We start from the raw sequence: 23,743 nt of genomic DNA, 5'->3' as shown, positions 1-23,743 counted from the left end.
CCGTGCACCACCAGACGGCTCAGCCCAGCGCGATGCCCAGCGCGCTGCCCAGCAGGCTGCCCACCGGGTCGATCCGGCGCCAGACCTGCACGCTGCCCGTGGTCGGACCGGCGACGAAGTGGCGGGCGAGGTACCGGCGCGCGACCGGCCCGAGGTCCCTGCGGGGGTCTTCGGCCAGCAGGAACGCCACGTCGCTCTGCGCGAGCTGGTGCGCGACCTCGCGGTCCAGAGCCGCGAGCGCCACGGCCGGTTCCGGTTCTGAATAGGTCGCCATCGTCAGGCCGAAGAGGTCGGGCTGCCCCGGGCAGCCGCGCTCGATCTGCTGCCGGGACAGGTTCGCGACGATGAGGAACTGGACCTCGCGGACCCACACGCAGCCGTGCGCCTCGCGGGCGAGGACCGTCGCCGACACCGCCGCACCCGGGCTCAGCGCCGGAAGCGTCGAGGCGAGCGTCACGAGGACCGCGGCGAGCACGGCGCCGAGCCGGACCGCCGACGCCCGCCCCACCACGCGCCGAGCACCCCAGCCGGCGCCCGCCCCGAGGACCAGCGCGAGCGGCACGGTGAGGAACGCGTCGTAGTGCAGGTAGTGCGACGGTGCCACCACGAGCGCCGCGAGGTGCGCAGCTCCGATGACGAGCCACCAGACCGGGTCGGACCACCGGTTCGCCGAGGTCCGGAACCTCAGCCCGAGGCGCACGAGTGCGACCAGCAGCCCGCCGACGACGAGTGCCATCACCCCGACGACGAGCGTGTCCGGCCATCGCCCACCGAGACCGGCGATCGGCTCGAGCGCGGCGACCCGGGTCACGAGCGCGTCGAGCGACTCGCCCTGCGGACGCGGGCGATGCAGCTGCGCGCCGACGACGTCGTGCCACATCGACCCGGGGGCGAGCAGTGCGAACGGACCGACGACGACGAGGATCGCCGCTACGCACCCCGCGGCCCAGCGCCAGACCGCCGACCGGCCGTGCCGGATCGCCACCATCGCGACGAGCAGCACGACGTCGACCAGAGCCCAGATCTTGACCGCCGCGGCGAGCCCGATCGCGGCACCGCCGACGACGAGGGCGCGCCGCGAGCGGTCCGACAGGGCGGACGTCCGGGCCGGGGTCGCCGCGACCGCCTCGAGTGCCGGCACCTGCCCCGTGGACACCGTCCGGCTCGGCCGCCCGACTGCGGCCAGGGCGCTCAGCGCGACGACGAGCCCGAGGGAGAGCGCTCCCTCGAGCAGCGCGACCCGGTCGGCCGCCACCGCAGGGCCGAACAGCGCCGCGACCGCGCCGCCGGTGCCCGCGGCAAGCAGCCCGCGCGGCAGCAGGAGCCGCGCGACCAGGACCGCCGTGAGGGCAGCGATGCCCGCGGCGAGGCAGCGGCTCACCGCGAGGGCGCTCGGTTCGCCGACGAGCTGACCGAGCCATGCGATCGGCACCTGGGCGAGCACCACGCCGGGCGGGTGCACGAACAGGACGTCGCGGTAGGTCAGCTGCCCGGCGAGCAGCCGCTGTGCGACCTGCAGGTGCACACCCTCGTCGTAGGACATCGCGCCGCGGAGCAGGCCGGCGGCGACGACGGGTCCGATCCGGACGGCGAACGCAAGCAGACCCGTCACGACCAGCAGCACGCGGGCTGCGGACGACCGGGTCAGTCGTCCTCCGCGACCTCGAGCCATCTCTCCTCCAGGGTCGACCGCTCGTCGTGGACCGCGCGCAGCTCGACCTCGAGCGCACCGAGCTTCACGTAGTCGTCGGCGACCCCGACCATGCGCTCGTGGAGGTCGGTCTCCTTGCGGGCGAGCAGCTGGAGGCGGCGCTCGATCCGCTGGAGCTCCTTGCGGCTCGCGCGGGCGTCGGCGGCGCTCGTCGGACCCGCGTCGCCCGACCCGTCGTCGACCGCCGCCGGGCGGGTCGAGGTGCCCGACGTTGCGGCGACCTTGGCCGCGCCCGACTCGTCGGCCGTCGCGGTGCGGCGCAGCTCGAGGTACTGCTCCACGCCGCCGGGGAGGTCCCGGATCGTGCCGTCCCCGAGCAGGGCGACCTGGCGGTCGCACACCCTCTCGAGGAGGTACCGGTCGTGCGAGACGACGATCAGCGTCCCGGGCCACCCGTCGAGCAGGTCCTCGAGCGCGGCGAGCGTGTCGGTGTCGAGGTCGTTGGTCGGTTCGTCGAGGAGCAGCACGTTGGGCTCGCCGACGAGCAGCCGCAGGAGCTGCAGGCGCCGTCGCTCACCGCCCGACAGGTCGCGCACCGGCGTGCGTGCGCGGTCCTTGGTGAAGCCGAGCCGTTCGACGAGCTGCGCCGCCGTGAGCTCCTTGCCGCCCGCGACGACCGTCCGCTTCTCCCGCTCGACGACCTCGACGACGCGCAGGTCGGCGAGCTCGTCGAGGTCCTCGACGTCCTGCGTGAGCTCCGCGGTCTGGACCGTCTTGCCCCGCTTGACGCGGCCCGACGTCGGGTCCTGCGTCCCCGACAGCAGGCGCAGGAGGGTCGTCTTGCCCGCGCCGTTCACGCCCACGACGCCGTACCGGTCGCCCGGGCCGAGCCGCCACGTGACGTGGTCGAGGAGCGGCGGTGCGTCCCCGAACCGCATCGTGACGTCCTCGAGGTCGAGCACGTCCTTGCCGAGCCGGCTCGTGGCCATCCGGGTCAGCTCGAGACGGTCGCGCGGCTCGGGCTCGTCGGCGATGAGCGCGGTGGCCGCGTCGATCCGGAACTTCGGCTTGGACGTGCGTGCGGGCGCCCCGCGGCGCAACCACGCGAGCTCCTTGCGCAGCAGGTTCTGGCGTTTGTCCTCGGTGACCGACGCCGACCGTGCGCGCTCGGCCCGGGCGAGCACGTACGCGGCGTAGCCGCCCTCGTACGCCTCGACACCACCGTCGTTGACCTCCCACATCCGCGTGCAGACCGCGTCGAGGAACCAGCGGTCGTGCGTGACGACCACGAGGGCGCCGTTGCTGCGCGCGTACCGGGCGGTGAGGTGCTCGGCGAGCCACGCGACCCCCTCGACGTCGAGGTGGTTGGTCGGCTCGTCCAGGAGCAGGATCTCGTCGTCGCGCACGAGCAACGCCGCGAGCGCGACCCGACGGCGCTGGCCACCCGAGAGCGTCGCGACGTCGTCGGTCAGCTCGAGGTCGCGCAGGAGACCCGCGTGCACCTCGCGGATCCGCGGGTCCGTCGCCCACGTGTGCTCCTCGGCGTCGCCGTGCACGAGGTCGCCGACCGTGGATCCCGCCGGCAGCTCGTCGCGCTGGTCGAGCAGCGCGACGCGGACCCCGCCGGCCCGGGTGACGCGGCCGGAGTCGGGCTCGCGCAGCCCCGCCAGGACGCGCAGCAGGGTCGACTTCCCGGCACCGTTCGGGCCCACGACGCCGGTCCGGATGCCGTCGTCGATGCCGAGGCTCACGTCGTCGAGCAGTGTGCGGGTACCGAGCGTCAGGGAGACGCTGTCCGCGCCGAGCAGGTGGGCCATCGAGCTCTTTCCATACGAAGGGTCACAGGGGCGTGCGGTGCCGCACAGGGACGCTACTCGTGCCCGCTCGGGACGATGCGCGCTCCCGCAACCGGGCCGACGGCTGTGAGCACCGAGTCGGCGACGCCCGCGGCGGTGAACGCCGCGGCGAGGAGCAGCGCATGCTGACGGCTGCGCGCCAACGCGGCGACGGTGGGGCCCGATCCGGAGACGATCACGCCGAGCGCACCCGCGTCGTGCGCGACGGCGATCACCTCCGCGAGCCCGGGCTCGAGGTCGAGCGCGGCCTCCTGCAGGTCGTTGTGCAGCGCGAGGCCGACCGCGTGCGGGTCACCCGCACGCAGGGCCTGCAGCAGCGCGACGTCCGAACCCGGCACCGCACGCACCGTGGGGTGCAGCTCGTCGAACCGCGCGTACACCCGCGGCGTGGACAGCCCGTCGGCCTGGAGCGCGAACGCCCAGTGGTACTCGCCGCGACTCAGCGCAGGGGCCAGCTGGTCGCCGCGTCCGGTGCCGATGGCCGTGTGCCCGAGCAGGCCGAACGGCACGTCCGATCCGAGCCGCGCCGCGAGCTCGTGGAGGACCTCGCGCGGCAGCCCGGTGCGCCAGAGCGTGTCGCACGCGAGGAGGGTCGCTGCCGCGTCGGCCGACCCGCCCGCCATGCCGCCGGCGACCGGGACCTCCTTGTGGAGGTGCAGGTGCACGTCGGCGTCGAGACCGACGTGGTCGGCCAGCGCACGGGCGGCGCGCACTGCGAGGTTCGTCTCGTCCGTCGGGACCCGGTCGGCCTGCGTGCCGCTGATGGTCACGGTCAGCCCGGTCGCGGCGCTCGCGACGACGTCCTCATAGACCGAGACGGCCTGGAACACGGTCGAGAGCGGGTGGTACCCGTCGGGCTCGCGGCGGCCGACGCGCAACGAGAGGTTGACCTTGCCGGGCGCGCGCACGCGGACCTCGCGCTCGGAGCGGGCCTCGGGCCTGATCAGGCTCACCGGTCCACCGTCCCCGGCGCGGCCGCGGCCTCGGCCGGACGCTGGGCGGCCAGCGCGGTCGCGATGCGCGCGAAGCCGTCGATGTCGACGCGCTCCCCGCGCGACTGCGGGTCGACGCCGGCCGCCTCGAGCGCGCGCACGGCGGCCTCGGGCGATCCCGCGAGCTGCGCGAGCGCCGAGCGGAGCATCTTGCGCCGCTGAGCGAACGCCGAGTCGACGACCGCGAACACCTGCTCCCGCGTCGCGGCGGTCACGGGCGGCTCGCGCCGGTCGAGCCGGACGAGGGCCGAGTCGACGTTCGGGACGGGCCAGAACACCGAGCGACCGATCGTCGAGGTGCGGCGGGCCGACGCGTACCAGGCGACCTTGGCCGACGGCACGCCGTACACGCGGCCGCCGGGTGGTGCGGCGAGACGGTCGGCGACCTCCGCCTGGACCATGACCAGGACACGTTCGAGCGTCCCGAACCGCTCCAGGAACGTCAGGAGGACCGGCACCGACACGTTGTAGGGCAGGTTCGCGACGAGCGCCGTCGGCGGCTGGCCCGGCAGCTCGCGGACGTCGAGCGCGTCGGCGCCCACGACCGTGAGCCGCGCGGCCGCGTCGGGCTGATGGGCGGCGATGGTCGACGGCAGCAGCCGGGCGAGCACCGGGTCGATCTCGACCGCGACGACGCTCGCGCCGGCCTCGAGCAGGCCCAGCGTGAGCGACCCGAGGCCGGGTCCGACCTCGACCACGCGCTCGCCCGGCTCGATCTGCGCCTGCCGGACGATCTTGCGCACGGTGCCGCCGTCGAGCACGAAGTTCTGCCCGAGCGTCTTGGTGGGCCGCAGGCCCGCGCGCTCGGCGAGCTGCCGGATCTCCGCGGGCCCGAGCAGGGGTCCGGGGTTCTCGGTCATGCGCCCGAGCCTACGGCCCCCCGGACCCACCTCGCCTCAGCTGAAGAGGTTCTTCCCGCAGACCGGCCACTGGCCCGCGCCCGAGCGGTTGTAGAGCATCTTCGCGCGAGAGGTCTGCTCGTCGGCCGAGGCCTGCGACGGGAGACCTGCCCCGCCGACGGCCTGCCAGGTCCCCACCGAGAACTGGTACAGGCCGTAGTACAGCCCGTTGCTCGAGACGATCGTCGGGTTGCCGCCGGACTCGCACCGCGCGAGCGCGGCCCAGTTCAGCGAGTCGGCGCTCCCGCCGGCAGCGACCGGTGTCCCGGCAGCGGCTGCCACCTTGGGCGCAGCCGTGACGACGGGCTTGGGCTTGGTGCCGACGTGCACGACCTCGTCGACCGCGGCCTGGGTGACCTGGTCGGAGACGGGCACGCGCGCGGTCTCGACGCCGTCCACGGTGGTCACGGTCTCGACGACCGTGCGTACCCCGGCGACACCCTTCGTCGTGACGACCTTCTTGCCGACGACGAGCGCCGGGTCGTCCTGCGTCACGGTCGCCGCGGGGATCTCCGTGGTGGTCGTCACGTCCTGCACGACGACGCGGCTGACGACGACAAGCACGCCGTCGGGCGCGGGCTTGACGGCCACGGTGTCGAGGTCGCCGAGCGTGATCCCGAGCTGGTCGAGCACCTGGGCGACGGTCGTCGACCCGTCGGCCGCGGTCAGCGTCGTCCCGTCGACCTGCACGTGCGCGGGACCGTCGATCGTGAGCTCGAGCGCGAGGAACGGGCTGCGACGCTCGGTCGACCGCGAGGCCACGAGCTGGACGTCCGCGCCGCGGGCGCTGAGCGTGTCGAGCGCCTCGGCCGCCGTCAGCGCGGTGGTCCAGACGGTCTGCTGGACGCCGTCGGTCATGACGGTCACCTGATGCGCGTGGCGCACGACGATGTCGGCACCTTCCCGGAGCGCTCCGGCGGGGGCGACCGTGTCGCGCTCGCCGAGCGTGATGCCGTTCTGGGCGAGGAGGCCGTCGACGGAACCCGAGTAGGACGTGACGGTGGAGGCGACGCCGTCGACGTCGAGCGTGACGGTCTTGTTCACCTGGGCGTAGACGGCGGTGCCGGTCGCGAGGACGGTCATCGCGGCGAGGCCGGCGATCAGTCGGACGCGGCCCCTGCGGGTCTCGCGGGAGGTTTCGCCGGAGGTGCCGGCGGAGAGTCGTGTGCGGAGGGCGGACAGCGGGGCGGTGGCACGCGCGGCGAGGCCGGCGGGACGAGTCGTACGGTTCACGTGGTTCCAGACGTCGCGGGGTCCGGGCACGAGGTGCGGGATGCGCCGCTGGCGGCACCCGACGGCGCGACGCCACGACGTGGCGCGATGCGGAGCGGGTCCTGGAGGGAGGACGCGCCCGTCGGTCCCGGATCCTCGATCCGGCCGTCACGACCCGGTCGGCGAGAGCCTCTGGGCCGGTCGCACGGCGATCGTCGGGGCCGCGGACGGCGTCGGACTCTCAACTATGCGACACGGAACCGTAACTGATTGGCGACGCGTCTCCAAGACATGTGACCAGGTTCACCCGCTCCGGCGGCGTGTCGCTCCCCGATTCCGGGTACGCCTCGTGGGCGCCGGCGGAGGCGCCGCAGGGGTCAGTACCAGCCCTTGGCCTGGAACGACGACCAGGCGCCGCACGGCGTGCCGTAGCGTCCGCCGATGTAGTTCAGGCCCCACGTGATCTGGGTCGCGGGGTTCGTCCGCCAGTCGTCGGCGACGCTCGCCATCTTCGATCCGGGGAGCGCCTGGGGGATGCCGTACGCGCCCGACGACGCGTTCGCGGCATCGACCCGCCAGCCGCTCTCGTGGCTCCACAGCGGCAGCAGGCACGCGAACTGGTCGTCGCCCCAGCCGCGGGCGGCCGCCAGCTCCTTGCCGATCTCCTGCGCGCTGCCAGGGGCGACCGCGACGGCCGCCGGGTCGGGCAGTGCCTTGGTGCCGACCCGGACGACCTGGGTCACCGGCACGACGGTCAGCGTCGAGGCCACCACGCTCCGGTCGACCACCGCGCCGCCGACGATCGACGTCGAGTACGTCGTCGTGCGGACGCCGGCCTTGCCACGCGTCTTGATGACCTTGTTCCCGGTGACGAGCGTCGGGTCGTCGACCTCGGTGGTGTCGAACGGCACGGCCTCGGTGACGGTCTGCCCGCCCTGGTGCGCGCGCGTGACCAGCACGACGAGCCCGTCGACCGCGGTCGCGTCGAGCGGGACCGAGACCTCGTCGCCCTCGTCGAGCACGAGACCGATCTCGCGGAGCGCCTCGCGGACGGTCGCCGCGCTGCTCACGCCGTCGATGACCTGCCCGTCGACCACGAGGTGGATCGTCTTCTGGGTCGAGACCCGCAGGACCTCACGTCCGAGCGACGCCGAGCGCGATGCCGAGAGGAGCGTCTGACCGCCGCGCAGGTCGAGGCCCTCGACCGCCTCACCGACGGTCAGCGCCGTGGTCCACACCGTCTGGGGCTTGCCGTCGACCTCGACCGCGATCTCGTGGGCGTGGCGGACGACGACCTGGGAACCCGAGCTGATCGACTCACCGAGGCCCGGCGCGACCAGGTCGCGGTCGCCGACGCGGATCTTGCCGTCCGCGAGGACGTCTCCGACCGTCCGACCGAACGCGCTGAGCTGCACGGTCGCCCCGTCGACGTCGACGGTCACGGACTTGTGCAGGACGGTGAAGGCGCTCGTGGCGCCGACGACGAGGGCCAGCACGACGGCCTGGGCACCCAGCCGGGCCGTGCGGCCCAGCGGTGCGGAGCGCGAGGCCAGGGCCTGCTCTGCGCGTGCTCGTTCGCGTCGCGTCTGCGGCGGATCGAGCGGTGGCACAGAGGACTCCTCGTGATCGTGCAGGCGTTCTGACTCGTCATCGGGTCGGACCCGACCCGTCCGGCGCTACCGGCGGCCGACCCGACCGTAACCGATCCGTGACCCGGACCGGAAGTCGCCCCTGGACATCTGCCCGACTTCTCACCCTTGTCTCACCCGGTTCGCCCGGTTTGCCACTTTCCGTAGACCGACTCGGACGTCGCGGTGAGCGTCCGGCACAGGTGGTCGACGTCGAGGTCGAGCTCCGCCGCGATCCGCCGGACCGTATGGGGCAGCAGGTAGGGCGCGTTCGGCCGCCCGCGGTACGGGTGGGGCGTCAGGTAGGGCGCATCGGTCTCGACGAGCACCTGGCTGAGCGGGACGGCCCGCAGGGCCTCGCGCAGGTCGTCGTTCGCGCCGAACGTCACCGGGCCCGCGAAGGACAGGTACCACCCGCGCGCCGCGCAGTACCGCGCCAGAGCGGCGTCCCCCGAGAAGCAGTGGAACACCGTGCGGTCCGGGGCGCCGTCCCGCTCGAGCACCTCGATGACCTGCCCGTGCGCGTCGCGGTCGTGGATCTGCAGCGCGAGGCCGAGCTCCTTGGCGAGCGCGATGTGAGCGCGGAACGCCTCGACCTGGACCGCCCGCCCCTGCGGACCGGCACGGAAGTGGTCGAGCCCGGTCTCGCCGATCGCGCGCACCCGGTCGTTGCCGCGCGCGATCTCCGCGATCGCCGCGATGGCGTCGTCCAGCCCGACCTCATGGCGCTCGGCGGACGACGGTTCGAGGCCGTCGGGCGCGACCTCGCGGACGCCCGCGTGCAGGACGGCCTCGTTGGGGTGGATCGCGACGGCTCCCAGCAGGCCGACCCGCGGGCCGGCCTGGTCGCCGGCGGCCGACGAGCGGAGCAGACGGTCCGTCCACGCCGCGGCGTCGAGGTCGCAGCCGACCTGGACGATCCGAGTCACGCCCCCGGTCGCGGCACGCTCCAGGTGGTCGTCGAGCGTGCGCGGGCCGTCGGGGTCGTCGACCGGGAAGTCGAGCAGGGACTCGAGGTGCGTGTGGTTGTCGACGACCGACGACCCGAGCGGCTCCGGGTCCGGCGGCCAGCCGCGCTCGCGCGTGCGCGACCGGCTCACGACGCGGCCGGCTCCTCGATCCGCGGGAACAGCGACGCGCCCTTGGTCACGACGGTCCCGGCGGGCAGCTGCCCGAACCGACCCGCGTCGGCGACCTGCTGCGCCGCGAGCGGACCGAGCACCGGCTCGGCCCCGAGGGACTCCCACAGCGCCTCGGCGGCCTTCGGGGTCACGGGCGCCAGCAGCACCGCGAGTGCACGGAGCGCCTCGGCGGCCGTGACCAGGATCGTGGCGAGCCGGCCACCCGGCACGCTCGCCCCGGCGGCGTCCACCTCGGCGGGGTCCTTCGCGACCTTCCAGGGCTCCTGCTCGGTGAGGTAGCCGTTCGTGGTCTCGACGAGGGTCCAGATCGCCGCGATGGCCTCGTTCAGCGCGAGCCGGTCGATGGCCGCCTCGGCGTCGACGACAGCGCGCGCGGCGACGGCCGCCACGTGCGCCTCGGCCGGCGTGAGCGGACCGGCGTCGGGCAGCGTCCCGCCGAAGTACTTGCCGATCATCGCGGCGACGCGCGAGGCCAGGTTGCCGAAGCCGTTCGCGAGCTCGGCGGTGTAGCGCGCGTGCAGGTCCTCCCACGAGAACGAGCCGTCCTGGCCGAAGACGATCGCGCGCAGGAAGTAGAACCGGAACGCGTCCGAGCCGAACGTGTCGATGATCGAGCTCGGTGCGATGCCCGTGAGCTTCGACTTGCTCATCTTCTCGCCGCCGACGAGCAGCCAGCCGTGTGCGAACACCTGGCCGGGCAGCGGCAGGCCCGCGGCCATGAGCATCGCAGGCCAGATCACCGCATGGAACCGCAGGATGTCCTTGCCGACGAGGTGCACGCTCGGGGGCCACGTCCGCGCGAACTGCTCCTTGTCTGCCGGGTCGTCGGAGTCGAGGCCGACCGCCGTCGCGTAGTTGAGCAGCGCGTCGAACCACACGTACAGGACGTGGCTGGTGTCCCACGGGATCGGGATTCCCCAGTCGAACGTGTTCCGGGAGATCGAGAGGTCCTGGAGGCCCTGCTTGACGAACGAGATCACCTCGTTGCGTGCGCTCGGGGGCTGCACGAACGTCGGGTTCGCCTCGTAGAAGTCGAGCAGGCGCTGCGTGTAGGCACTCATCCGGAAGAAGTAGTTCTCCTCCGAGAGCATCTCGACGGGGATCCCGTGGATGGCGCAGACCTTGTGCCCCTCATACTCCCCGGTGCCGTCGACGAGATCCCCGGGCAGCTTGTACTCCTCGCAGCCCACGCAGTAGGGACCCTCGTAGGAGCCCGCGTAGATCTCGCCCTTGTCGTACAAGTCCTGGATGAAGGCCTGTACGCGCGTCTCATGGCGCTCCTGCGTGGTCCGGATGAAGTCGTCGTTGCGCACGTCGAGCGTCTTCAGGACGGGCTTCCAGGCGGTCTCGACCAGACGGTCCGCCCACTCCTGCGGGGTCGCCCCGTTCGCCTCGGCCGTGCGCATGACCTTCTGGCCGTGCTCGTCTGTCCCGGTGAGGAACCACACCGGCTCCTGGCGCTGGCGGTGCCAGCGCGTGATGACGTCGGCCGCGACCGTCGTGTACGCGTGCCCGATGTGGGGGGCGTCGTTCACGTAGTAGATCGGCGTCGTCAGGTAGAACATGGGGGTGGCCTCAGGCATGGCGACATCGTAGGCGTGAGCAGGCGGTGCGGTCGTCGGAGTCCCGTGTCACACGATGGCGACGCGCAGCAGCCGGTCGTCACCCGCGCGCACGTTGCCACGGCCGTCGGTGTTCCCCGTGAGCACCCACAACGACCCGTCGGGCGCGACCGCGACGTTCCGCAGCCGTCCGTAGGTGCCGACCAGCAACGCCCCCGGCGTGCCGACCGCGCCCGGCAGGAGAGGGACGCGCCACAGCCGCTCACCGCGCAGAGCCGCGAGGTACACGCCCTCGGTCGTGACCGCCAGCCCGCTCGGCGACGCGTCGTCGGTCGCCCACGTGGCGACGGGGCGGATGAAGCCGTCCCCCGCCGTGCCCGCGTCGCCCTCGACCAGCGGCCAGCCGTAGTTGCCGCCGGGCACGATGACGTTGAGCTCGTCCCACGTGTCCTGCCCGAACTCGGACGCGAACATCCGGCCGTCCGCCGCCCACCCGATCCCCTGCACGTTGCGGTGACCGAGGCTCCACACGGGTGAGCCGGCCGTCGGGTTGCCGGGTGCGGGTGCACCGTCGGCCGTGACCCGGAGGATCTTGCCACCGAGGCTCGCCGGGGCCTGCGCGAGCGCACGGTCGCCGGTGTCGCCCGTCGTGACGTAGAGGTAGCCGTCCGGGCCGAACGCGAGGCGGCCGCCGTCGTGGTTCGACCCCTTCGGGATCCCCGCGAGCACGACGGTGGTCTCCCCGAGCATCGCGCCGTCGAGGCGCGCGCTGAGCACCTCGTTGTCCCGGTCGGTCGTGACGTAGACGAACACCCGCTCGGTGCCGTCCGCGTCGGGCCGCACCGCGATCCCGAGCAGCCCGCCCTCGCCGCGCGCCGCCGTCGCTGTGCGGATCGTCGCGGCACCCGGGCCACTGATCTCGCTCACGGTCGCCGGACCTGCGCCTCGGGCCTCGACCGCGACGATGCTGCCCTTGCCGCGCTGCGTCACGAGCGCGCGGCCGTCGGGGAGGAACGCCAGGCCCCACGGGACGTCGAGCCCCGTCGCCAGCTCGCGGACGTCGCCGATCTCGCCGCGCACGGCCACCGGGGAGGATGACGACGTCGCAGGGACCGGGACCACGGTCGGGCCGGCCGCGGTGGCGACTGGGGTCGAGGCCGCGACCGACGATGCGCCGTCCGACGGGCTGCCCGCGGTGCACGCCGTGACGCCTGCGAGCGCGACGAGACCCGCAGCGGCACGGACGGTCAGGCGACGACTCGGCGCACGCATCGGTCCTCCCCCGCCGGACAGGTCGGCCCTGTCCCTGTGAGACGTCAGAGCCGGGTGAGCCCCCGACGCAGCCCACGGATCGCCTGGGCGATGCGCTGCTCGTTCTCGATGAGCGCGAACCGCACGTGCCCGTCGCCGCCGGGTCCGAACCCGATCCCGGGCGAGACGGCGACGTCGCAGTCGCGCACGAGCAGCTCGGCGAACTCGATCGAGCCCAGGTCCGCGTAGGGCTCGGGGATCTTGGCCCAGGCGAACATCGTGCCCCGCGGCTTGATGATGTCCCAGCCGATGCGACCGAGCCCGTCGACGAGCGCGTTGCGCCGCGACTCGTACACGGCGCTGAGCTCGGTCGGGTAGTCGACGGCCTCGTTGAGGGTCACTGTCGCCGCGATCTGGATCGGCTGGAACGTGCCGTAGTCGAGGTAGCTCTTGAGCTTCGCGAGCGCGCCGACGACGTCGGGCCGGCCGACGAGGAACGCGACGCGCCAGCCGGCCATCGAGAACGACTTCGTCATCGAGTAGAGCTCGACCGCGACCTCCTTGCCGCCCACGCACTGCAGGATCGACGGCGGCGTCCACCCGTCGAAGCACATGTCCGCGTACGCCAGGTCGTGGACGAGGACGACGTCGCGCTCGCGCGCCCAGTCGACGAGCCGCTGGAGGTCCGGCAGGTCGACGGTCGTCGTCGTGGGGTTGTGCGGGAACGACAGCACCACGACGCGCGGCTTCGGCCAGCCGAGCTCCCACGCCTCCATGACCCGGTCGATGTACCCGGACCCGTCGTCGCCGTCGCCGATCGGCACCTGCCGCGCGTCGGCCCCCGCGAAGTACGGACCCCAGATGTGGATCGGGTAGCTGGGGGTCGGCACGATCGCCGCGTCGCCGGGCTGCAGCAGCACCCACATGAGGTGGCTGAACCCCTCCTTGGCACCGATCGTCGAGATGATCTCCGTCTCGGGGTCGAGCGTGACCCCGAACCGCCGCAGGTAGAGGTCCGCGACCGCCTGGCGCAGCTTGGGGATGCCGCGCGAGGACGAGTACCGGTGGTTCTTCGCGAGCTGGGCTGCCTCGACGAGCTTGTCGACGGCGATCGGCGGGCTCGGCAGGTCGGGGTTGCCGAAGCCGAGGTCGATCACGTCGCGCCCCGCTCGCCGGGCGTCCAGCTTGAGGGCCTCGATGATGGTGAAGACGTAGGGCGGCAGACCGGGGATGCGACGGAACTCCATAGAGGCACGCTAGCGCCCGATGGCGACGCCGCGCGGATCTGAGAAGGTGGGAACGCCCAGCCGCACGACGACCCGCGGGAGCACCGGCCATGACCACGACCCACCCCACCCCAGCCGACGACGGCACGACCGACGCCGTCCGCCGCGCACTGCTCGTCGTCGACGTCCAGCCCACGTTCTGCGAGGGCGGGGCGCTCGCGGTCGCCGGCGGCAACGCGGTCGCCGGCGCCATCGCGGCCTATGCCGCGGCGCACCGGGACCGCTACGACGCCGTCGTGACGACCCAGGACTGGCACGTCGACCCGGGCGCCCACTTCAGCGACACACCCGACTACGTCGACACCTGGCCGCCGCACGGTGTCGCCGGGACCGCCGAGGCCGAGCTGCACCCGGCCCTCGCCGACCTTCACCCCGACGCGAGCGTCCGGAAGGGTGCGTATGCCGCCGCCTACTCGGGCTTCGAGGGGACGGACCCGCGGGGCCGCACACTCGAGACGGTGCTGCGAGACGCCGGGATCGAGGCGGTCGACGTCGTCGGCATCGCCGAGTCGCACTGCGTCAAGGCCACGGCCCTCGACGCCCACACGCTCGGCCTGGCCACGCGGGTGCTCACCGACCTGACGGTCCCGGTCACCCCCGAGCAGGGCGCCGCCGCGCGCACCGAGCTCGCCGCCGCCGGGGTCGAGCTGGTCGCGTCGTCCGCGGTGTGAGCCGGACGGCTCAGCGCGCCTGCGCGCTGGGTGCCTGCAGGGCCGAGCGGGGGCCGTCGGCGTGTTCCTCGAGCAGCTCCCCGGTGGCTGCGACGCCCGTCACGACTCGGTCGACCGGGTGCGCGCGCCCAGGGCCGCCGCGTACAGCTCGCGCTTCGGAACCCGGGCGGTCTCCGCGACGTCGGCCACGGCGTCCTTGAGCCGCTCCCCGGCATCCGCGCGCGCCAGCACCTCCGCGACGAGGTCGGCCGTGGTCGCCGCCGGGTGCCCGACGTCGCCGCCGACCACGATCGCGATCTCGCCGCGCACCTCGCCCGCGACCGCCCAGGCCGCGAGGTCGGCGAGCGGACCGCGCACGACCTCCTCGTACGTCTTGGTCAGCTCGCGGCACACCGCGGCGGGCCGCTGCGCACCGAACGCGTCGGCCATCGCCGCCAGGGTCTGGCCCAGGCGGTGGGGTGCTTCGAAGAACACCAGCGTGCGGCGCTCGGTCGCGAGCTCGGCAAGAGCTCGTGCGCGCTCGCCCGGCTTGCGCGGCGGGAAGCCCTCGAAGCAGAACCGGTCGGTCGGGAGGCCGGACAGCGCGAGCGCCGTGAGCACCGCGCTCGGACCCGGCGCCGCGGTCACCGGCACGCCCGCCTCGACGGCCGCCGCGACGACCCGGAACCCGGGGTCGGAGACCGACGGCATGCCGGCATCCGTCACGACCACGACGGTGCCCCCGCCCCGGACGACGTCGAGCAGCTCGCCCGCGCGCTCGCCCTCGTTGTGCTCGTGATAGCTGACGACCCGGCCGCCGATCGTCACACCCATCCGGGCGGCCAGCGCACGCAGCCGGCGCGTGTCCTCGGCGGCGACCACCTCGGACTCCGCGAGGAGCCTGCGCAGGCGGGGCGACGCGTCCTCGACGTTGCCGATGGGCGTCGCCGCGAGGACGAGCCGGCCGGTCGGCGCTGCGTCGGGGAGGGTCACGTCTGCAAGCCTGCCACCTCGCGGACGGCCCGCCCCGCACCCCGGCACTGCGGCGCCTGAACCACGAGCGAGCGGTCGCCGCGTTCCCTGCCCTCGGCTCAGCACAGCCCCCTACGATGACCGGGTGCCGCGCACCCCCGACGACGACGACGCAGCCGTGCTCCCCGACCTCGTCCCCGCCTCGCCGTACGGACCGGTCGAGGAGGGGCCCGCCGAGCCCATCGTGCCCACCGAGACCCGGCTCCTGCGCCGCCTGCTCGGGGAGCACACGCTCGCGCTCGACAGCACACCGCGCGCGCGCCTCCTGGGCTGGCTGTGGCCGCTCGCCGTGACCGCCCTCGCCGCGATCGTGCGGCTGTGGGACCTCGGCCGACCGCACGTCCTGGTCTTCGACGAGACGTACTACGTCAAGGAGGCCTACTCGCTGCTCGTGCGGGGTTACGAGGCCGGGTGGGGCGACGACCCGAACCCCCGGTTCGAGGCAGGCGACGTCAGCATGCTCGGGTTCGACCCCGAGTACGTGGTCCACCCGCCCGTCGGCAAGTGGATGATCGCGCTCGGCATCCAGCTCGGCGGCGGTGTCACGAGCTCGGCGGCGTGGCGGCTCGGCCCCGCGATCGCCGGGATCGTCGCCGTCCTCCTGGTCGCCCGGATCGCGCGCCGGATGTTCGCCTCGACGGCGTTGGGCACGACCGCGGGCCTCCTGCTCGCGATCGACGGCGAGGCGATCGTGCACTCGCGCATCGGACTCCTCGACGGCTTTGTCATGTTCTTCGCGCTCGCCGCGTTCGGCGCACTGATCCTCGACCGAGAACAGGCCCGGCGCCGCCTCGCGCACCGCGCCGCCGCGATCCTCGACTCGGGGGCGGACCTCGGCTGGGGCCCACGCCTGGGGTGGCGGTGGTGGCGGCTCGCTGCGGGGGTCCTGCTGGGGCTGTGCATCGGGACGAAGTGGTCGGGGCTCTACTTCCTGGCCGTGTTCGGCCTGCTGAGCGTCCTCTGGGACGCGACCGCCCGTCGCGCGGTCGGCGTGCGACCGTGGCACGTCTCGGCGCTGGTGCGCGACGCGATCCCCGCGGGGATCACGATGGTCGTCCTTGCGACCGCCACGTACCTCGCCTCATGGTTCGGCTGGTTCCGCTCCTCGGGCGGCTACATGCGCCACTGGGCCGAGCAGAACCCCGGCCAGGGCGTCACCTGGCTGCCGACCGCGCTGCGCTCCCTGTGGAAGTACCACACCGACATGTGGTACTTCCACAACCACCTGGTCACCCCGCACTCGTACGCGGCGGCGCCCCTCGGCTGGATCGTCCAGTGGCGCCCGACGTCCTACTTCTACCCGTCGTCGGTCTCGGGTCTCACGGGAGAAGCGGCGCAGCGAGCGTGCGGGGCGAGCTCGTGCTCGCAGGCCATCACGTCGCTGGGCAACCCGCTGCTGTGGTGGAGCGCCGCTGCGGCCGTCCTCGTGGCGCTCGGCTACCTCGTGCTGAACCGCGACTGGCGCGCGGGCGCGGTGCTCTCGGGGATCGCGGCGGGGTGGCTGCCCTGGTTCGCGTACTCCCACCGGACGATCTTCACGTTCTACTCGATCGCGTTCACGCCCTGGGTCGTCCTGACCCTGACGTACGTGCTCGGGCTCGTCGTCGGGCCGCGCGAGGGGCAGGACCCCGTCCGACGCCGTCACGCGATCGTGTGGGTCAGCGCGTTCGTGGCGCTGATCGCGGTGGTCAGCGCGTTCTTCTACCCGATCTGGACGGCCTGGGTCGTGCCGTACTCGTTCTGGCACATGCACATGTGGCTGCCCAGCTGGATCTGACCGTCAAGCCGGGCCCGGGACCCAGTCGACCTGCGGGCTCGCGTACCAGGCGAAGCCCGCCCGGTCCCACATCGCTCCGTGCTGGGCGACGCGCGCCCGGAAGTCCGCCCAGTCGCGGCGCTCGGGCGGGGACCAGGCGACCTCCGCAAGCGCTGCGAGCCGCGGCAGCAGCATCGTCGTGAGCTCGTCGAGGCTGCGGATCGTCTCGGTCCACACAGCGGCCTCGACACCCTCGATCGCCTCGGCCGCGACGCCTGCGAGGAACGTCGACGGCTCCCACTCGTACGCGTCGCGCAGCTCGATGTGCCCGGCCCACTCCAGGCCGAGCGCGGTCGACGCGTCGTACTTCATGTCGAGGTAGGCGTGCGGACCCGGAGACAGCAGGACGCGGGCACCGGCCCGTACCGCCGCGATGACGTCGGTCGGGTCCAGCCGGTGGTCCCAGACCTGCACGACGCTCCCGGGCGACAGCGGCACGGACGCGATCTCCTGCCAGCCGACCACGCGCTTGCCCGCGGCGTGCACCGCGTCCGCGGCGATCCCGACGAGCCGCGCGTACTCCTCCGCCGACATCTCGGTCACCTCGTCGCCGCCGATGTGGACGTACCCGCCCGGCGTCAGCGCGGCGACGTCGGCGAACACGTCCCGGAGGAACGCCTCGGTCGCGGGCAGCCCGGCACTCAGGCGACTGAAACCGACCTCGATGCCCGTGTAGACGTCCGTGGGCCGCCCCGACGGCGAGAGCTCGCCGTATGCGTGCAGGGCCGCGTTGACGTGCCCCGGGATGTCGATCTCCGGCACGACGGTGACGCCACGGGCCGCCGCATGCTCGACGAGCTCCGCGTACTCGGCGGTGCGCAGGAACCCGCCCGGGTCGCCGCCGACGGCGCTGCCCCCCGAGAGCTCCGTGAGCAGCGGACGCGACGGCACCTCGAGACGCCAGCCCTGGTCGTCCGTGAGATGCAGGTGCAGGACGTTCAGCTTGTATCGGGTCAGCAGCGACACGAGGACCTTGAGCTCGGCCAGGCCGAAGAAGTGCCGGGCGACGTCCACCGACAGCCCGCGCCACCGGTAGCGCGGCTCGTCCTCGATGTGGACCGCGGGCGCGACGAGCCGTCGACCCGCGCCGGTCCCGACGGGGCGCAGGAGCTGGCGCAGGGTCGCCAGGCCGCGCACGAGCCCCGTCCGGCGGGGCGCGTCGATCACGATGCGGGCTGACGTCACGGTCAGCGTGTAGCGCTCGTCGTCGGCGGGGCCGCCGTCCGGCGTGAGGCGCAGCGCGATGACTCCGGCGTGGCCGTCGTCGACGTACCGGATCTCGACGGGCGAGCCGGCACCCGTGCTCAGCAGATCGGCGACGACGACCGCGAGCGTGATCTCCTCGGGGGTCGGCCGGACCACGATCGCCGTGCTCGCCGTGACCTCGAACGGCGGCCCGTCGAGCGGCTCGCACACACGCGGACGCGGGATCACGCCGATCACCTCGGGCACTGCGGTCCTCCTGGTCTGGTGGCGCGCGTCTCTCGCGACGCGCGTCGTCGATGACGTGCGTGGTGCGCCGAGCCTGGCGAGCACACTACGTCAGGGTGGACGGCGTCGATCGGGTGTCGGAGCCGTCACGATCGGGTCACGTCGGCCCGGGGCGCACGGCCGAGCCCTACGGTCGAAGCATGAGGACTTTCGCGAGACTCCGCGGTACCGCCGTCGTGACCCTCGTCCTGGTCGCCCTGCTCGCCGGGTGCTCCGCCGCCCGGAGCGGGAGCTCGACCTCGCAAGCCGACAGCAGCGCCGGCAAGGACGGCAGCGCGCTGTCGGGAGCCGCGCCTCAGGCCGACTCGGGGACCGGGCAGGTCGCCGCCGACGCCGCCGGGCGCCAGGTCATCACGACGGGAACCGCCCAGCTCACCGTCGACGACCCGCGCAAGGCTGCGAGCGCTGTCGTGGCGCTCGTCGAGGGCCTGGGTGGCCGCGTCGACGCGCGCAAGGAGCAGACCGCTGCCGAGGGCCGGGACGCCTTCGCGCAGCTCACGGTCCGCATCCCGTCCGACGACCTGACGTCGGCGCTCGCGAAGCTCGAGGACATCGGCCGGGTCGACCAGGTCGACCTGTCCGCCCAGGACGTGACCGGCACCGCAGAGGACCTCGACGCCCGGATCCGGGCCCTGAAGCTCTCGGTCGCCCGCATGGAGGACCTCCTCTCCCGCGCGACGACCAACGCCGACCTCATCGCGGCCGAGAACGCCCTGACCGAGCGTCAGGCGAACCTCGAGAGCCTGCAGTCGCAGCGTGCGCGCCTCGCGGAGCAGGTCGCGCTGTCAACCCTCGACATCACCCTGTCCACACCGGGCAACGCCCCGGAGCCGGCCACCCACGGGTTCCTGGGCGGGCTCGCTGCGGGGTGGGACGCGCTCGTGGCGATGCTCGGCACGCTCGTGCTCGTCGTGGGGGTGCTGCTGCCGTGGCTCGTCTTCGCCGGCGTGATCACCCTGGCGGTCGCGGCCTCGGTGCGGTGGGTGCGACGCCGTCGGGCACCCGCGGATGTCGTGGCCGGGCCAGCGGCGGGGGCCGCGCCGCCTGCGCTGTGACGCGCCGCGCCTCGACCGGGGGATGACATGCCACAGGGCGGCCGTCCCGCGTCTCCGCGGGGCGACCGCCCTGGTGAGGGTGGAGCTGAGGGGACTCGAACCCCTGACCTCCTCGATGCGAACGAGGCGCGCTACCAGCTGCGCCACAGCCCCTCAAGCGGGCAACACCCTAACACCCGGAGTCGGTCCGTCACGAAATCGTGGCGGTCACTCCCCCGCGGCCCGGCGGCGTGCCAGCACCTCGTCGAGATTGATCGAGCCGGTCGTGCCCGCGGGCGGCTCGACGATCGCGGCAGGCGCCTCGACGATCGCGGGCGCCTCGACGGGAGCGCGCATCTCGGTGGATCCTTCGACCTCGCCGAGCGGCGCGGGCTCGCGGCGCGGCGCGGGCGACTTGAGCGTGTAGGTGGGACGGGGCACCGGGACGGGCGACCACTCGTCCTCGGCGCTCTCGCCGTCGGCCTGTGCGCCCGGGCGTGCGCTGCGGCGGACCACGGTGCTCGCGTCGGCTGACGTGTCATGGGTCGCAGCCGCGGGGCCGCCGTCCACCTGGTCGAGGATCCGGGCGAAGACCTCGGTGTGCGAGTCCGACGGGCGCACCGCCCGACCGGTCACTGCGGGCGCGTGCGCGCTGGCTCGGGCCGGCGCGAGCGCGTGCTCCCGGCGGCGACGTTCCCACTCGACGTCCGCGGCCTGGCCGGCGACCACCGCGCGGCGGCCGAGCACGAGCACCCCGACGAACAGCACGCTGGGCACGATCCCGGCGGCGACGGTCACCGCGGTCAGGCCGGTGACCGACCACCCGACGATGCTCGCGACGAGCAGCGTGACGGCGAGGACCGCACGGCGGCGGGCAGCCGCACCGCGGCGCGCGACAGCAGCCACCTGAGCAGCGCGTTGCTGCGCCGCGCGTCTGGCCGCGTCGGCGCTGAGCCTGTCCTGCGTTCCGTGCGGTCGATCCACGGCACTGCCTCCGTTCGCCCCACCGATCGCCACGAGCGGGACTCCCCGGCCCGGGGTGAGCAGCCCGACGCGCTTGTCCGCTGTCGCTGCGCAGTCCGGTGTCGCACCTGACCGGGCCCGGGAGTCGCTCACCCGTGCGGTCCGACTGGTGTGGTCGGTCACGGCGAGCACACGCAGGGCCCCGGAGAAGCGATCATCGGTCCGCGACTCGAGCAGCTGTTGACGGTGCCGCAGCTTCTGCGGCACCAGGTATGCGACCCACAGGCCCGCCACCGCGAGGGTGACGACACCGGCGGGACTGTTGGTCACGTCATGACGGTAGGTGCAGGGTACCCACGCCCCGGGGACCGGCGGCGGCGTGTCGCCCGCAACCCGCCCGATCTAGGTCGCGGACGCGCGCCAGCGGTGGAGGAGTCCGCCCGGGACGTCCTCGGTCGTGAGGGCGAACGACCGGTGGTCGCACCACTCGTCCCCGATGTGCAGGTACCGCTCGCGCAGGCCCTCGTCGCGGAAGCCGAGCTTCGTCACGACCCGCAACGACGGCGCGTTCTCGGGACGGATGTTGACCTCGACCCGGTGCAGGCCGAGCACCTCGAAGCAGTGGTCCGTCGCGAGCGCGACGGCGGTCGGGATGATGCCGCGACCCGCGACGTGCTGGGAGACCCAGTAGCCGATCGAGCCCGACCGCAACGACCCGTAGATGATGCCCGTGACGGTCAGCTGGCCGACGAGCAGCCCCTCGTAGTCGACCGCGAAGGGCAGCGACGAGCCCGATCGCGCCTGGGAGCTCAGGGACCGCACGAACTCCCCGAACGACGGCCGCGGGCCGCGCACGGGGACCGGCGAGGTCGCGTCCCACGGCTCGAGCCACGCGGCGTTCTGCGCCCGCAGCGCCATCCACGTCCGCTGGTCCGACCGTCGCAACGGTCGCAGGCGGACGTCACCGGACGTCAGCGAGGCGGGCCATCCGACCGCCATCAGCCCTCCAGCACGAGGCAGTGCACGCGCTGGCCGGGGTGGACCGTCACGTCCTGCTCCCCGACGACCGCGAGCGCGTTGGCGCGTGACAGTGCCGTGACCGACAGGACGCCCGGGTCCCCGACCGGCGTCACCTGGTACCCCTCGGCCGGTGAACCGACGACGAGCGCGGGCACGAACTGGCGGAGCCCGGGCGGCGACGACCAGCCGATCGTCGCGTCCGCGGTCACGGACGGGCGGAACAGGTCCGCATGACCCGCCATGGCCCGCAGCGCGGGACGGACGAACACCTCGAACGACACCTGGGCCGCGACCGGGTGACCCTGCAGCGCGAAGATCGGCACAGCGCCGTCCCGCAGCCCGCCACCGATCGTCCCGAAGCCCTGCCGGTGCCCGGGCGACATCGCGACGTGGTCGAACCGCACCGTGCCGAGCGGCGCCAGGACGTCCTTGATCGTGTCCCGCGCCAGCTCGCTGAGACCCCCGGTCGTCAGCACGAGGTCCGCGCGCACGAGCTGGTCCTCGAGAGCCTCCCGCAGGATCGCGCGATCGTCGGACACGATGCCGACCCGGACCGCCGCCGCCCCCGCATCCCGCACGGCGGTCTCGAGCGCGTGGCCGTCCGCCTCGTACACGGCACCGTCGCGCCGGGGCGAGCCCGGTTCGACGAGCTCGTCGCCGATCGACATGATGACGACCCGCGCCTTGGGGAAGACCCGCAGCCGCCCGCGACCGAGAGCCGCGGCGAGCGCGAGCTGACGGGCGCCGAGCCGGGTGCCCGCCTCGAGCACCACGTCGCCGGCGCGCGCGTCGGACCCCGCGGTGCGCACGTGCTGGCCGGGCACGGCGGGCCGTTGCAGCGACACCCGCGCCGAGCCCCGGTCGGTCTCCTCGATGGGGACGACGGCGTCGGCACCGAGCGGCATCGGTGCCCCCGAGGCGATGCGGACGGCCTGTCCCGGCGCGAGCCGCAGCGGGGCGACGGCACCCGCGAGCACGTCGTGGGCCACGGGCAGGGACCGCCCGCCCGCGAACCCCGCGTCCGCGGTCTCGTGGGCAGCCACGGCGTAGCCGTCACGTTCGGCCACCGGAAGACCCGGGACGTCGGACTCGACGGTGACGTCGGCCGCGAGGATGCAGCCGACGGCATCGGCGAGCACCACGTCGAGCGGCGGGACGGGGCCGACGGAGGCGAGCACGCCCGCCAGGTGGTCCTGGACGGATCTCATGCCCGCATTGTGCCCCGGGTCGGGTCCTGACCGGTGCTGGTGCTGGGCGGGTCAAGCATTTGAGAGACTGGAGGCATGCGCACCGATGCCCAGCCATATCCGCACGTCAGCGACGGATCGGACATCGAGGACTTCAAGGAGTCGCTGCGCACCGCGATTCGCGAGGCCCGTGCGCAGCGTTCCCCCCGTCGACGCACCGAGGCCGGGCAGGCCCTCGCCCACGTCCTCGAGACGATTCCCGACGTGGCGAACGCGCGCTGCGTGTCGCTCTACGCGTCCCGCCCGGGCGAGCCCGACATGAGCTGGTTGCTCGACCGGCTCGCGGCGCGCGGCGTCCGTGTGCTGCTGCCCGTCCTCGGCGCCGGGCTCCAGCGCGACTGGGCCGAGTACGCGGGTGCCGACGACCTGCGCCAGCGTGCGCCCGGTCGCCCGCCCGAGCCCAGCTCACCGACGCTCGGCCCGGAGGCCCTCGCACAGGCCGACGTCGTGATCGCCCCGGCTCTCGCGATCGACACGCACGGGACGCGGCTCGGGCAGGGCGGCGGCTGGTACGACCGCGCGCTCGAGAACCTGCGGCCCGGCGTGCGCGTCATCGGTGTCGTCTTCCCCGAGGAGCTGTACGACGCCGAGGTTCGCCCCCTGCCCCGCCAGCTGCACGACCGCCCTGTCGATGCCGTCGCGACGCCGCAGGAGTGGCACGAGCTGCTCAGCCGCCCGACGACGGCCTGAGCGTCAGCCGGTCCCGCGCTTCCGTCGCGACCGCGGCCTGCGTGAACGGCCACGAGAACGTGCGCCCGTTGGCCCACGCGTCGAACTGATCGGTGTAGTGGACGCTCGCCGGATGTCCCGACGTCCCGGTGAGGGTGACCCAGGTCGAGCCGTCGAGGTTGCCGAGGTCGACGACCATGCGCATCGACGGCGCGCTCGTCACCGTGAACGAGCCCGCTGACGCGTCCCAGCTCGTCGCGTCGACGAGTGCCGAGCTGCCCGCGACGCCGAGCGGGCTCGGGTTGACGAGGCGTCGGACGAACGCCGGCAGCGAGGGACCTC

Annotated in this window: 20 protein-coding genes and 1 tRNA gene; 4 read left to right on the top strand and 17 right to left on the bottom strand. The window is 73.7% G+C overall.

From position 1 onward, the window contains the following. Positions 1-19: 19 nt before the first annotated feature. From VFW79_RS10265 to VFW79_RS10220, 10 genes are all read right to left on the bottom strand, one after another. Positions 20-1,672 carry a hypothetical protein gene (locus tag VFW79_RS10265; protein WP_329677210.1) on the bottom strand — a complete coding sequence of 551 codons (1,653 nt, stop codon included), beginning with the start codon at positions 1,670-1,672 and terminating at the stop codon, positions 20-22. After that, entirely contained in the window at positions 1,645-3,468 is a 1,824-nt protein-coding gene (locus VFW79_RS10260; RefSeq protein ID WP_329677209.1) for an ABC-F family ATP-binding cassette domain-containing protein, read from the bottom strand. Before VFW79_RS10260 ends, VFW79_RS10265 begins: the two co-directional genes overlap by 28 nt. A 53-nt stretch (positions 3,469-3,521) precedes the next feature. Then, entirely contained in the window at positions 3,522-4,460 is a 939-nt protein-coding gene (locus VFW79_RS10255) for a 4-(cytidine 5'-diphospho)-2-C-methyl-D-erythritol kinase (RefSeq protein ID WP_329677208.1), read from the bottom strand. Further along, positions 4,457-5,359: a 16S rRNA (adenine(1518)-N(6)/adenine(1519)-N(6))-dimethyltransferase RsmA gene (gene rsmA, locus VFW79_RS10250; protein ID WP_329677207.1), complete on the bottom strand. Its 903-nt coding sequence runs from the start codon at positions 5,357-5,359 to the stop codon at positions 4,457-4,459. The genes VFW79_RS10255 and rsmA overlap by 4 nt, the downstream gene beginning before the upstream one ends. Before the next feature lie 36 nt (positions 5,360-5,395). Beyond that, the gene (locus VFW79_RS10245) at positions 5,396-6,481 is read right to left on the bottom strand and encodes a transglycosylase family protein (RefSeq protein ID WP_329677206.1); all 1,086 of its coding nucleotides are present in this window, start codon (positions 6,479-6,481) and stop codon (positions 5,396-5,398) included. A gap of 506 nt (positions 6,482-6,987) precedes the next feature. Beyond that, on the bottom strand, positions 6,988-8,220 hold the full coding sequence (locus VFW79_RS10240) for a ubiquitin-like domain-containing protein (protein ID WP_329677205.1): 1,233 nt from the start codon (positions 8,218-8,220) through the stop codon (positions 6,988-6,990). A gap of 152 nt (positions 8,221-8,372) precedes the next feature. Continuing rightward, a complete protein-coding gene (locus VFW79_RS10235) occupies positions 8,373-9,338 on the bottom strand; it encodes a TatD family hydrolase (RefSeq protein WP_329677204.1) in 966 nt (321 codons plus the stop codon). Continuing rightward, on the bottom strand, positions 9,335-10,963 hold the full coding sequence (gene metG / locus VFW79_RS10230) for a methionine--tRNA ligase (protein WP_329677203.1): 1,629 nt from the start codon (positions 10,961-10,963) through the stop codon (positions 9,335-9,337). Before metG ends, VFW79_RS10235 begins: the two co-directional genes overlap by 4 nt. 48 nt (positions 10,964-11,011) lie before the next feature. Beyond that, positions 11,012-12,214: a PQQ-dependent sugar dehydrogenase gene (locus VFW79_RS10225; RefSeq protein WP_329677202.1), complete on the bottom strand. Its 1,203-nt coding sequence runs from the start codon at positions 12,212-12,214 to the stop codon at positions 11,012-11,014. A gap of 44 nt (positions 12,215-12,258) precedes the next feature. After that, complete coding sequence (locus VFW79_RS10220) at positions 12,259-13,440, bottom strand: aminotransferase class I/II-fold pyridoxal phosphate-dependent enzyme (RefSeq protein ID WP_329677201.1); 1,182 nt, start codon at positions 13,438-13,440, stop codon at positions 12,259-12,261. Positions 13,441-13,529: 89 nt separating this feature from the next. Between VFW79_RS10220 and VFW79_RS10215 the strand changes: the two genes are divergently transcribed. Beyond that, positions 13,530-14,150 (top strand): isochorismatase family protein, encoded by a 621-nt coding sequence (locus tag VFW79_RS10215; protein WP_329677200.1) that lies wholly within the window; start codon positions 13,530-13,532, stop codon positions 14,148-14,150. Positions 14,151-14,249: 99 nt separating this feature from the next. On the opposite strand, the gene rsmI is transcribed toward VFW79_RS10215, so the two are convergent. After that, complete coding sequence (gene rsmI, locus VFW79_RS10210) at positions 14,250-15,122, bottom strand: 16S rRNA (cytidine(1402)-2'-O)-methyltransferase (RefSeq protein ID WP_329677199.1); 873 nt, start codon at positions 15,120-15,122, stop codon at positions 14,250-14,252. 124 nt (positions 15,123-15,246) lie between these two features. Here rsmI and VFW79_RS10205 point away from each other — a divergent pair, with 124 nt between their 5' ends. Next, the gene (locus VFW79_RS10205; protein WP_329677198.1) at positions 15,247-16,938 is read left to right on the top strand and encodes a dolichyl-phosphate-mannose--protein mannosyltransferase; all 1,692 of its coding nucleotides are present in this window, start codon (positions 15,247-15,249) and stop codon (positions 16,936-16,938) included. A 3-nt stretch (positions 16,939-16,941) separates the two neighbouring features. Here VFW79_RS10205 and VFW79_RS10200 read toward each other — a convergent pair whose 3' ends face one another. Then, positions 16,942-18,429 (bottom strand): family 20 glycosylhydrolase, encoded by a 1,488-nt coding sequence (locus VFW79_RS10200; protein WP_329677197.1) that lies wholly within the window; start codon positions 18,427-18,429, stop codon positions 16,942-16,944. A 179-nt stretch (positions 18,430-18,608) separates the two neighbouring features. On the opposite strand from VFW79_RS10200, the gene VFW79_RS10195 reads away from it, so the two are divergent. Further along, positions 18,609-19,523, top strand: coding sequence for a DUF4349 domain-containing protein (locus VFW79_RS10195; protein ID WP_329677196.1), 915 nt, complete (start codon positions 18,609-18,611; stop codon positions 19,521-19,523). Positions 19,524-19,603: 80 nt separating this feature from the next. Here VFW79_RS10195 and VFW79_RS10190 read toward each other — a convergent pair. The 4 genes from VFW79_RS10190 to glp form a co-directional block, all read right to left on the bottom strand. Next, positions 19,604-19,676: transfer RNA gene (locus VFW79_RS10190), tRNA-Ala, on the bottom strand. Between the two features lie 54 nt (positions 19,677-19,730). Beyond that, on the bottom strand, positions 19,731-20,795 hold the full coding sequence (locus VFW79_RS10185) for a hypothetical protein (RefSeq protein ID WP_329677195.1): 1,065 nt from the start codon (positions 20,793-20,795) through the stop codon (positions 19,731-19,733). Positions 20,796-20,867: 72 nt separating this feature from the next. Beyond that, complete coding sequence (locus VFW79_RS10180; RefSeq protein WP_329677194.1) at positions 20,868-21,464, bottom strand: GNAT family protein; 597 nt, start codon at positions 21,462-21,464, stop codon at positions 20,868-20,870. Then, positions 21,464-22,693: a gephyrin-like molybdotransferase Glp gene (glp, locus tag VFW79_RS10175; protein ID WP_329677193.1), complete on the bottom strand. Its 1,230-nt coding sequence runs from the start codon at positions 22,691-22,693 to the stop codon at positions 21,464-21,466. The genes VFW79_RS10180 and glp overlap by 1 nt, the downstream gene beginning before the upstream one ends. A 75-nt stretch (positions 22,694-22,768) precedes the next feature. Here glp and VFW79_RS10170 point away from each other — a divergent pair, with 75 nt between their 5' ends. Then, complete coding sequence (locus tag VFW79_RS10170) at positions 22,769-23,422, top strand: 5-formyltetrahydrofolate cyclo-ligase (protein ID WP_329677192.1); 654 nt, start codon at positions 22,769-22,771, stop codon at positions 23,420-23,422. Here VFW79_RS10170 and VFW79_RS10165 read toward each other — a convergent pair. Beyond that, positions 23,400-23,743: penicillin acylase family protein (locus VFW79_RS10165; protein ID WP_329677191.1), on the bottom strand; the 344-nt coding region annotated here is incomplete at its 5' end. The genes VFW79_RS10170 and VFW79_RS10165 overlap by 23 nt on opposite strands.

The sequence above is a fragment of the Cellulomonas sp. genome, assembly GCF_036279715.1.
Classification (GTDB): Bacteria; Actinomycetota; Actinomycetes; order Actinomycetales; family Cellulomonadaceae; genus Cellulomonas_A.
Note: the sequence above shows the minus strand (reverse complement) of the source record. Positions and strands in the feature narration are given on the sequence as shown.